Origin of the sequence: Shewanella sp. OMA3-2, from assembly GCF_021513195.1 — a bacterium.
Classification (GTDB): domain Bacteria; phylum Pseudomonadota; class Gammaproteobacteria; order Enterobacterales; family Shewanellaceae; genus Shewanella.
Genome location: NZ_CP090974.1, coordinates 1,846,619 through 1,858,305, shown reverse-complemented (window position 1 = coordinate 1,858,305; position 11,687 = coordinate 1,846,619). Strand labels below are relative to the sequence as shown.

At 40.7% G+C, this 11,687-nt stretch carries 7 protein-coding genes, 2 tRNA genes and 1 pseudogene; 1 reads left to right on the top strand and 9 read right to left on the bottom strand.

What is annotated here, in order from left to right; genetic code table 11:
• Positions 1-5: 5 nt before the first annotated feature.
• Positions 6-1,208 carry an enoyl-ACP reductase FabV gene (gene fabV / locus L0B17_RS08220; protein ID WP_235089192.1) on the top strand — a complete coding sequence of 401 codons (1,203 nt, stop codon included), beginning with the start codon at positions 6-8 and terminating at the stop codon, positions 1,206-1,208.
• A 310-nt stretch (positions 1,209-1,518) separates the two neighbouring features.
• On the opposite strand, the gene L0B17_RS08215 is transcribed toward fabV, so the two are convergent.
• The 9 genes and pseudogenes from L0B17_RS08215 to L0B17_RS08175 form a co-directional block, all read right to left on the bottom strand.
• The gene (locus L0B17_RS08215) at positions 1,519-2,415 is read right to left on the bottom strand and encodes an AraC family transcriptional regulator (RefSeq protein WP_235089190.1); all 897 of its coding nucleotides are present in this window, start codon (positions 2,413-2,415) and stop codon (positions 1,519-1,521) included.
• 196 nt (positions 2,416-2,611) lie between these two features.
• A complete protein-coding gene (locus L0B17_RS08210; RefSeq protein WP_235089188.1) occupies positions 2,612-4,486 on the bottom strand; it encodes a SurA N-terminal domain-containing protein in 1,875 nt (624 codons plus the stop codon).
• Positions 4,487-4,696: 210 nt separating this feature from the next.
• Positions 4,697-4,969 carry an HU family DNA-binding protein gene (locus L0B17_RS08205; protein ID WP_226414554.1) on the bottom strand — a complete coding sequence of 91 codons (273 nt, stop codon included), beginning with the start codon at positions 4,967-4,969 and terminating at the stop codon, positions 4,697-4,699.
• A 261-nt stretch (positions 4,970-5,230) separates the two neighbouring features.
• Positions 5,231-7,582, bottom strand: a complete 2,352-nt coding sequence (gene lon, locus L0B17_RS08200) for an endopeptidase La (protein ID WP_235089693.1) — start codon at positions 7,580-7,582, stop codon at positions 5,231-5,233.
• 130 nt (positions 7,583-7,712) lie between these two features.
• Positions 7,713-8,994, bottom strand: a pseudogene (gene clpX / locus L0B17_RS08195) (ATP-dependent protease ATP-binding subunit ClpX).
• A 132-nt stretch (positions 8,995-9,126) separates the two neighbouring features.
• A complete protein-coding gene (gene clpP, locus L0B17_RS08190) occupies positions 9,127-9,738 on the bottom strand; it encodes an ATP-dependent Clp endopeptidase proteolytic subunit ClpP (RefSeq protein WP_235089186.1) in 612 nt (203 codons plus the stop codon).
• A 90-nt stretch (positions 9,739-9,828) separates the two neighbouring features.
• Positions 9,829-11,133 carry a trigger factor gene (gene tig, locus L0B17_RS08185; RefSeq protein WP_235089185.1) on the bottom strand — a complete coding sequence of 435 codons (1,305 nt, stop codon included), beginning with the start codon at positions 11,131-11,133 and terminating at the stop codon, positions 9,829-9,831.
• Positions 11,134-11,455: 322 nt separating this feature from the next.
• A tRNA-His gene (locus tag L0B17_RS08180) sits at positions 11,456-11,531 on the bottom strand.
• Between the two features lie 8 nt (positions 11,532-11,539).
• A tRNA-Arg gene (locus L0B17_RS08175) sits at positions 11,540-11,616 on the bottom strand.
• Between the last annotated feature and the right edge of the window lie 71 nt (positions 11,617-11,687).

The following is an 11,687-nucleotide window of genomic DNA, read 5'->3' as shown; positions in this document are numbered from 1 at the left end:
GACTTATGATTATTAAACCAAAAATTCGTGGCTTTATTTGCACCACTACTCACCCAGTTGGTTGTGAAGCTAACGTAAAAGAACAAATCGATTTAACTAAGGCAAAAGGCAAAATCACTAAAGGCCCTAAAAAAGTCCTGGTTGTCGGCTCATCTAGTGGCTATGGCCTATCTTCACGTATCGCCTCTGCATTTGGTAGTGATGCCGCCACTATTGGTGTTTTTTTTGAGAAACCAAGCTCAGACTCCAAACCTGGCACAGCAGGTTGGTATAACTCTGCCGCGTTTGATAAATTTGCTAAAGCTGCAGGTTTGTATTCAAAAAGCATTAACTGTGATGCATTCAGCCATGAAGCAAAGCAAAAGGTCATTGAGCTTATCAAGCAAGATTTAGGTCAAATTGATATGGTGGTATATTCACTTGCCTCACCAGTGCGTAAATTACCTGATACCGGTGAAGTAATTCGGTCATCGTTAAAGCCAATAGGTGAAACCTACAGTGCTACTGCTGTTGATACCAATAAAGACACGATTATTGAAACCTCTGTGGAACCTGCTACTGAACAAGAGATTGCCGATACTGTAACCGTTATGGGTGGCGAAGATTGGGAGTTATGGATTGAAGCACTGTCCCAAGCCGGCGTCCTGGCTGATGGTTGTAAAACCGTCGCTTACAGTTATATTGGCACCGAAATAACTTGGCCTATCTACTGGCACGGTGCACTTGGCAAGGCTAAAATGGATTTAGACCGTGCAGCGCACTCATTAAACACCAAGTTAGCCACCACAGGTGGCTCTGCCAATGTTGCTGTCTTAAAGAGCGTTGTAACTCAGGCCAGTTCGGCTATTCCTGTTATGCCATTGTATATCGCTATGGTATTCAAAAAAATGCGCCAAGAAGGTCTTCACGAAGGCTGTATGGATCAAATTTACCGTATGTTCAGTGAACGCTTATTCCGCGCTGATGGCCAAGCCCCTGCAGTGGATGATACCAATCGTTTACGTTTAGATGATTGGGAATTACGTGAGGAAATTCAAAAACATTGTCGTGATTTATGGCCACTAGTAACCACAGAAAACTTATCTGAACTTACGGACTACCGCGAATATAAAGAAGAGTTTTTAAAGCTATTTGGTTTTGGTATTGAGGGTATTGATTACGAAGCAGACGTAAACCCGAATGTAGAGTTTGATGTTGTTAGTTTATAAATAACCTCTGCTCAGGATAATAAACGCTTACCAAACAGCCCTTTGACTTGCTAGCAGCGTTATTTTTTCACAAGAGTGCGTACAATAGGCCTGCTATTGACGTGCTAATGTGACTTGTTTTCAAAGCAAATGGCAAGTTTGCTACAAAATAAGCTAAATCTGTGGAATTCAGCTTATTGAGCCCATCTCTTAACCCGAGTTGAGGTTAAATAGTAAACTCAGCGATTAAAAAACCAGCCAACTTGGCTGGTTTTTTATTTTAGCGGTTTAGCATGCTAAAAGTTATCAATATACTCATATTGAAGCCCTTTTACATACATTCAAGATGCGGGGTCACAGCCAAGTAAACTTTCACATGGACATCGTTAGCGTCCTCGATGCGTTCCACATGCTCAAAGACCAAAGGATGCTCTGTAAGCGTAAAATCATTTTTAGTTAGCCAAGTGTGGTAAAGATAGTTAATTTTATCTTGAAGCGCTATTTCAGAGCCTTTATGCGAGAAAGTTGCGTATATTCCACTCTGCAAGGCGGTAACGTTAAAATATTTTGAATCAGCCATTACAACCTGTAGCTCACTTGCCTTAGTTGGGGTGATGCTCACGCCAATATCAATCGCGTGATCCGTATTCATATTTTGTGGCAAATTATAAATAAAATTGAATCTTCGACAATCTGAAAGCGGTAATTGATGTGCTTTCTTAAAAGCGCTTAAAGCCTGCATAGTTTGCGATAAATACTCTTTAGGACCACGATGTTTTATCAACACTAAATCAAGTCTATCAAGCCGTATAGCTTCAATATTGACATCAACATCTGTTAAGGTGTTATGACCTTGTGATAATGTTTTTAGTGGCTGTTGTTTTATAAAAAAATTACCCCAATCGGGTGCTTGTCTAAACGCTTCTGGGGTTTGACCGATACTTGATGTAAAAGCTTGAGTAAACTCAACAGCAGACGAATACCCTGCTGCTTTGGCAACATCAAGTATACTGACACTCTTATCAAACCCTAAAGTTTGGGCCGCTTCAATATTTCTCAACAACGCAATGTAGTCAGCAACTTGGGTGTGATACAAACTATAAAAAATAAACTCAAAGTGGTTGAAGGGCACACCCGCTTCCACAGCCAATCGTTCAAAGTGCAGGTTTTCACTTAAGTTATTATCAATAAATTGTAAAACACCTTCAAATTGCTGCTCAAGATCCACTGTAAAGCCCTTTCAATCATATTTAATCAAAGTTATCCTCTCAAGATAACTGATTAAAGTCATTATATAAACTGATGTTGGCATGCAGAAATTAGCCAAAGCGGTGGAAACCATGAGCAAAGTTGCTGTCAATATGGCAGGACAAACAAAAAAGCCAAGGTTTTATTAACCTTGGCTTTTTTCGTATTGCTAAACACTATTCAGCTACTGGGTACTCAATCTGCGCTTTTGACTTTAACGTATCTATCACCGCACGGTAATCCGCTTGGCCATATTGACGCGATAAACTCTCTTTCATTGATTCTAATAAGCTCGCTTCAATATTTTCAGCAGCGTTAACTTTATCAAGTACAACAACCGCATAACCTGCACCTAACGCAACAGTATCAATTGACACTGTATCGGCCTCTGGTACTGGCATTTTGAATGCTTTATTAGCAATCGCTGCATCAATGTCTTGATTAAAACGATCTAATTTAGCCACTGTAACTAATTTAGCACCACTAATAGCAAAGTCACCCGCTTTAAGCTGGGTCATATAAGTCGCCGCTTTTTCACGTGCAGCTTCATTGGCTTTGTCATTCTTAAGGCGTTGTACAATTTGGGCTTCAACTTTGTCAAAACTCATTGTACCGGCATCTTGATGCTGTTTAACACGTATAACAACGACATGATTAGGGTCAAGCTCAATCACTTCACTATTCAGACCACTGCTCAATACTTGCTCTGAGAATGCCGCTTTAACTAAATCAGGCTTGTTTAAATTAGCCGGAGGGTTATCACGTGTGAACAAAGCGGTTGTCTGGACTTCTTTATTCACTGCATTTGCGGTATCAATTAATGTGTCAGGGATTTCATAGCTAGTATCTGCAAGCTTAGTTTGTAAGCCATAAAATATACTTAATGCTTTGGTTTCTTTAATTTGAGCAACAATTTTAGCTTTAACATCATCAAACGCAGCTATTGCACCTGGTTGAACATCCACTAGTTTAATAATGTGGAAGCCAAACTCACCTTTAACAACCTCTGATACTTGACCTTTTTCAAGACTGAATAATACTTCATCAAATGCAGTATCCATAACGCCCTGCTCAAACCAATCGATTTGGCCACCTTGCTCAGCACTGAACTTATCATCTGATTCAGTTTTGGCTAATTCGGCAAAGTCTTCACCTGCAGCAATACGTGCAGCGATAGCATCTAATTTTGCTTTATCGGCAGCATCATCACCACTGGCAGCATAAATATGGCTCGCTAGACGTTTTTCAGGTGTTTGATATTGTGATTGATTATCTTGATAATATTCGGTGGCTTCAGCATCATCGACAATAATATCATTGATCATGTCTTTGACATTTAATTCAACATACTCAAGGCTGACAAGCTCTGGGCTCATAAACTGCATTAAGTTAGCATCATAAAACGTTTTAGCTTCTTCAGCAGTGACATCAGCTGATGCTAAAAAAGGAGTTGAATCAACAGCGATATAACGAATATCACGGGTTTGGCTTTGTACTTCAGCAAGTTGCTTTGCTTCACCATCAAGTACGAACTCGCTACCTATCAATGCTTTCAATAACTGACTGCGCGTCATATCAACACGCATCGAATTGCGGAATGTGATTGGCTGATAGTTCAATTGACGCAATACTGCTTGATAGCGATCATTATCAAACTGACCGTCAGTTTGAAATGCAGGCTCAGTAAAAATAGCTTGTTTTATTTGTTCATCAGAAACTCGTAAACCAAGGTCAACTGCAGCTTGGTTAACTAGAGTGTTGGCGACTAAACGATCTAATACACCTTTTCTGATACCTTGCATATAGCTGTCATCAGCCGATAAAGCGTCAAACATTTCACCATATTGTTGTTTTAAACTAGCACGCTCATTTTGGAAAGCTTGTTCTAATTCAGTTTCAGGAATTTCAACTCCATTAACAATAGCAGCAGGTACACCAGTACTAGAGCCTAAATAGCTACTAACACCAGCAAAAGCAAATGAAAATATCACAAGCACTAGAATCGTTTTAGCAACAATTCCCTGTGATCCTTCGCGGATTTTTTCTAACATCTGAATTCTCGCTTGTTGCGATTAAAATAAAAAGGCGCATCTCTTGTGATGCGCCTTGTTTACATGGAGTTATCAGACGCTACCAAGGGTACAACCCAATACTCCGAATATCAGTGAACTTAACAACTGACATTCCATTTCGTAAAAAGCACCGCAAAAGCAGTGCTTAACTCACGAATGCCTAACAAAAGGCGACGTAATTAACTATTTTTAGTTAACCGCATCTTTTAGTGATTTGCCAGCTTTGAACGCAGGAATGTTCGCAGCAGCAATTTTAATTTCTTTACCCGTTTGTGGGTTACGGCCAGTACGTTCAGCACGTTGACGTACTTCAAAAGTACCAAAACCAACTAGAGAAATTTTCTGACCGTCTTGTAAACCTTCAGTTACTGCAGCAATAAATGAGTCTAACGCACGACCAGCAGCAGCTTTAGAAATATCAGCACCAGAAGCAATTTTCTCGATTAGTTCAGATTTGTTCATGTCATCCCCTTGAATGTTATTGTCGCGCCGCAACCAAATCCATGTTTAGAGCGGTCTGCGGAGGCTTTTTGTTAAAAACTCAACACTATGTCAAATTTCATAGAAAACCAAAAAATAAAAATTGGATACAGCTCAAAGTCAGATGCGCCAAGGGCTTGGTGTGCCTGACTCTCCACAAACCTAGGCTACCACAGCTCAGCGTTTTGTTAAGCCCCTTTTTTCACTTTTTTCATGCTCTAGAGCAATTTTATCACTAAAGAGCTACTTTTTAACCACTTCGAAGCCTTCAACCGGACGCTCAAGCGCTAATTTAAGGACTTCATCTACCCAACGTACTGGATGTATTTGCAAATCAGCAATCACATTTTGTGGAATCTCTTCTAAATCGCGTTCATTCTCTTTAGGGATCAACACGTGTTTAATGCCACCTCGATGTGCTGCAAGCAATTTCTCTTTCAAGCCACCAATAGGTAATACTTCACCACGAAGCGTTATCTCACCCGTCATTGCCACATCACTGCGCACAGGGTTACCGGTTAGGCTAGACACTAAGGCAGTACACATAGCAGCACCAGCTGATGGGCCATCTTTTGGTGTAGCGCCTTCAGGTACATGCACATGGATATCACGCTTTTCATAAAAGTCAGCATTAATACCTAACTGCTCTGCACGAGCACGTACAACCGTCATTGCCGCTTTTATAGACTCTTGCATAACATCACCCAGTGAGCCGGTATAGGTAAGCTTACCTTTGCCAGCTACGGATGTAGCCTCAATCGTTAACAAGTCACCGCCAACTTGAGTCCAAGCAAGGCCTGTCACTTGACCAATCTGGTTAGCAGACTCTGCTTTGCCGTAGTCAAAACGCTGCACACCTAAAAATGATTTCAAGTTGTCTTGATTCACTTTAACGGTTTTAACGTTTTTATCTAATAAAATTTGCTTCACAACTTTACGGCATATTTTAGATAATTCACGCTCTAACGAACGCACACCAGCTTCACGGGTGTAATAACGAATAATGCCTAAAATTGCGCTGTCTTCAATGTTAATTTCTTTTGCTTTAAGACCATTACGCTCAATCTGTTTAGTCAACAAATGTTGCTTGGCAATATTGAGTTTCTCATCCTCGGTATAACCCGATAAACGGATCACTTCCATACGGTCTAATAGAGGGCCTGGAATATCCATTGAGTTTGAGGTCGCCACAAACATCACATCAGATAAGTCGTAGTCGACTTCTAAATAATGATCGTTAAAGGTCGCATTCTGTTCAGGGTCTAGGACTTCAAGTAATGCAGACGATGGATCGCCACGCATATCAGAGCTCATCTTATCAATTTCATCCAACAGGAATAATGGATTTTTAACACCCACTTTAGCCATTTTTTGAATAATTTTACCTGGCATAGAACCAATATAGGTACGACGATGACCACGAATTTCCGCTTCATCACGCACGCCACCTAATGCAACACGTACGTATTCACGCCCAGTCGCTTTAGCAATCGATTGGCCTAATGAGGTTTTACCTACACCCGGTGGCCCAACTAAACATAAAATAGGACCTTTTAGCTGTTTGACTCTGCTTTGAACCGCTAAGTACTCTAAAATACGTTCTTTGACTTTTTCAAGACCGTGATGATCAGTATCTAATACATCTTGTGCTTTGGCTAAATCACGTTTTATTTTCGAACGTTTTTTCCATGGTACTGAGGTCATCCAATCAACATAGCTGCGGACAACTGTCGCTTCAGCTGACATTGGAGACATCATTTTTAATTTGTTTAATTCAGCACTGGCTTTATCTTTGGCGTCTTTTGGCATGCCAGATTCTTCAATCTTCTTGCCTAAAAGCTCAAACTCATCATGGCTTTCGTCAATATCGCCTAGCTCTTTTTGAATGGCTTTCATTTGCTCATTCAAATAATATTCACGCTGACTTTTTTCCATCTGTTTTTTAACACGGGTACGGATACGCTTTTCAACTTGTAATAAGTCAATTTCAGCTTCCATCATCGCCATTAAGTATTCTAGACGTTCGCCAACATTGATCATCTCAAGCACAGACTGTTTGTCTTCAAGCTTGAGTGGCATGTGCGCCGCCATAGTGTCGGCTAAACGTGCTGCCTCATCTATACCGGTTAGCGATGTTAATACTTCAGGTGGGATCTTTTTATTCAGCTTAATATAGCCTTCAAATTGCCCTATCGCGCTGCGAACCAGCACTTCCTCTTCTTTTTCCGCTAACGATTCAGATTCTAAATATTCAGCTGTTGCGGCAAAAAAAGTATCTTCTTGGGTATAACGAGTAATTTTAGCCCGTTGACCACCTTCAACTAATACCTTTACGGTTCCATCAGGCAGTTTTAGTAACTGTAATATTGATGCCACGGTACCAATATCAAAAATGTCATCTTTTGTTGGTTCATCGAGATCTGCATCTCGTTGCGCCACTAATAGAATTTGCTTGTCTTGTTCCATTGCCGACTCTAAGCAACGGATAGATTTTTCCCGTCCGACGAATAGCGGAATAACCATATGGGGATATACCACAACATCACGTAGTGGTAATACGGGGAGTTCGATATGCGCTTCACGCTCTTGGGTCATGGCTCGATTCCGTTTCATGAAAAGACTTATTACTGAGTATATTGGGGTGATGCACTCAGTTTCAATGGTCAATACGAAAAAAGGAGCCCAATGGACTCCTTATTTTTCAACTTATTACCTAGCTGTATATTTATTGCTCGCCAGAGGCTGCTTTTGATTCATTATTTTCATAAATCAAAATAGGTGCAGATTCACCTTTAACCACGGACTCATCAACCACAGCTTTAACAACGCCTTCTTGAGAAGGAATATCGTACATAGTGTCAAGTAAGATACTTTCGACAATTGAACGCAAACCACGTGCACCTGTTTTACGGCTCATGGCTTTATTAGCAATGGCTTTTAAGGCATCGTCGCGGAACTCAAGTTCTACATTTTCCATTTCAAACAATGCGGCATATTGCTTAGTTAACGCATTCTTAGGTTTGGATAGAATTTGAATTAACGCATCTTCATCAAGTTCAGTCAAAGTAGCTACAACGGGTAAACGACCGATAAATTCAGGAATCAAACCAAATTTAACTAAGTCGCCCAGGCTCAACTTGACCTAAAATTTCAGAAATAGTCGCTTTATCAGCTTCGCCTTTCACTTCAGCACCAAAACCGATACCGGTACCTGTGTTTATACGTTGCTCAATGACTTTTTCTAAGCCTGCAAATGCGCCACCACATATAAACAGTATTTTAGAGGTATCAACCTGTAAAAACTCCTGCTGAGGGTGCTTACGTCCACCTTGAGGAGGAACAGCAGCAACAGTCCCTTCAATCAATTTAAGTAAAGCTTGTTGAACACCTTCACCTGACACATCACGAGTAATTGATGGATTGTCAGACTTACGGCTGATTTTATCAATCTCATCAATATAGACTATGCCACGTTGTGCTTTCTCAACATCGTAATCGCATTTTTGCAATAACTTTTGAATGATGTTTTCAACGTCTTCACCAACATAACCCGCTTCGGTTAATGTTGTTGCATCGGCCATAGTAAATGGCACATTCAGTGAGCGCGCTAAGGTTTCAGCAAGTAATGTTTTACCACTACCGGTTGGTCCTATAAGTAAAATATTACTTTTACCTAACTCGATACCATCTTTTGGCGACGCGTTTTTAAGGCGTTTATAATGATTATATACAGCCACTGCTAATACTTTTTTAGCTTGATCTTGGCCAATAACATAATCATCCAAATGATTACGTAGCTCATGGGGTGTAGGTAATTTGTCATCATCACGTTTAGGTGAAATCTCTTTGATTTCTTCACGGATAATGTCATTACATAATTCCACACACTCATCGCATACATATACCGATGGGCCAGCAATCAGTTTTCTGACTTCATGTTGGCTTTTTCCGCAAAAAGAGCAGTACAGCAGCTTTGTGCTGTCACCGTTATTTTTGTTATCGCCCATTATTCTACCTCTGGTTGCAGCCTAGACTTAACGCCTGAGCTCTGCTTGTCGATATACTTTCAAGCTGTATATCTGAGTTATTCTCACAATTAAAGTAAGAATAACCCAGTCACAGCAAAAAATCAGCTTGTATTAGCTACGAGTGGTAATTACTGAGTCTATTAAGCCATATTCAGCGGCTTTAGTCGCACTCATAAAGTTGTCACGGTCAGTATCACGCTCAATAACGTCGATTGGTTGACCTGTATGCTCAGCAAGAATTTCATTTAATTTATTCTTAATGCCTAACATCTCTTGAGCATGGATAGCGATATCAGACGCTTGACCTTGGAATCCACCTAATGGTTGGTGGATCATCACTCGTGCGTTAGGTAAGCAATGACGTTTACCTTTTGCGCCGGCAGCAAGTAAGAATGCACCCATGCTACACGCCTGCCCCATACATACTGTACTCACATTGGGTTTAATGAACTGCATAGTGTCATAAATCGCCATACCCGCGGTCACAGAACCACCTGGTGAGTTAATATATAAAAATATATCTTTGTCTGGGCTTTCTGACTCTAAGAACAATAATTGAGCCACAATCAAATTAGCCATGTGCTCTTCAACTTGCCCGACTAAAAAGATCACACGCTCTTTTAATAAACGAGAGAAGATATCGTATGAACGTTCACCTTTAGCCGTTTGTTCAACAACCATAGGCACAAGAGCATTAAGTACAGATTCTGGCGCTTTAAACATTATTCATTTCCCTAAAATAAAAAATGGCTCGTATGAGAACCTCATACGAACCATTATAAATGGCGAACGGCTTGTTAAGTCAAGCGAAGGTTACGCGCGACCGGTAGCCTTGTTCATAAATTCTTCAAAAGCGACGTCTTTAACGGTTACTTTTGCTGATTTTAGTAATGCTTCCACTGCTTGTTCTTCTAAAGCAACGTTACGCATGTTTTGCATTAATTCTTTGTTGCCATTGTAGTAAGCAACAACTTCTGATGGATCTTCATAAGCTGAAGCCATAGATTCGATTAGTGCATTAACACGTGTATCTTCTGCTTTAAGTTCGTTAGTTTTAATAACTTCGCCTAATAACAGACCAATCTTCACACGACGTTCAGCTTGTTCAGTGAACAGATCCGCTGGCAACTCAGGCATGTTTTTAGCGTCGCCGCCAAAACGTTGCATGGCTTGCTGACGTAACACATTGACTTCGCCATCAACAAGTGCCGATGGAATAGTAATATCGTTAGCAGCTAATAAACCAGTGATAACTTGCTCTTTAACATTCGCTTTTAACGCTTGTTCAAGTTCACGGGTCATATTTTTACGGATTTCAGCTTTAAGGGCATCTAAGCCGCCGTCAGCAATACCAAATAATGAAGCAAACTCGTCATTAACTTCTGGTAAGTTAGCCGCTTGAACTTCAGTTAAGGTGATAACGAACTTGGCCGCTTTACCTTTTAAGTTTTCTGCATGGTAATCTTCAGGGAAAGAGACTTCGATTTCGAATTCTTCACCTGTTTTGTGACCAATAATACCGGTTTCAAAACCAGGGATCATACGGTTACTACCAAGTTGTAGTTCGAAGTCATCAGCTTTGCCGCCTTCAAACTCTTCACCATCTACGCTACCAACAAAGTTCATTTTAACTTTATCGCCATCAGCAGCATTACGCTCGACAGCGGCATAAGTTGCATGCTGTTTGCGTAATGTTTCAATCATAGCATCAACATCAGTATCGTTAACTTCAGCTTTTGGTTGCTCTACTTGAATACTATCTAAACCAGCTAGTGTCACTTCTGGGTAGATTTCAAAAGTAGCAACAAACTCAAAATTTTCACCTTCAACTTTACCAGGAGCAAATACTGGCGCACCTGCTGGGTTTAGTTTTTCAGCTACTATTGCTTCAATAAAGTTACGCTGCATGATTTCGCCAGTCACATCTTGACGGATAGCGGCACCATAACGCTTTTCAATTACAGAAGCAGGTACTTTACCAGGGCGAAAACCTGGAATACGTGCACGTTTTGCTTCACGTAATAAATTGTCTTTTACCACTTTCTCAATTTGTCCAGCAGGAACAGAAATGGTTAGGCGACGCTCTAGGCCTTGAGTTGTTTCAACAGAAACTTGCATTGTTTTACCTCGAAATATGTCTAACGTCCTTTGTAGCAGTCGAAATTTCAACTACTAAGTATTCGTTTCTTGACCGTGGATTTGACTAGTAGACCCAGCACAGCTATTTATAAATGCTGAAAACGCTGGCACTAGTGGTTCATAGTAGATATTTATCAAGACGCGACATTATAGCTAGCGTTTTTTGCTTAGTCGAGTGTCAATAGTGGCTTTTAAGGCATAAAAAAAGCGACCTAAGGTCGCTTTTAATACAATCGAACGAATTATGTTCGATTACTTCAGCAGGTTAACACTTATCTTACTAAGATTAACCTGAGAATAATGGGGTGACTGATGGGGTTCGAACCCACGACAACCGGAATCACAATCCGGGACTCTACCAACTGAGCTACAATCACCACTGAAATGGTACACCCGGCAGGATTCGAACCTGCGACCACCCGCTTAGAAGGCGGGTGCTCTATCCAACTGAGCTACGGGCGCATGGTACAGCTTTCACTGTTTCCTGTCAGGCTTGACAAGTCTATCACTTGTCACATCATCTGTTTAGTATA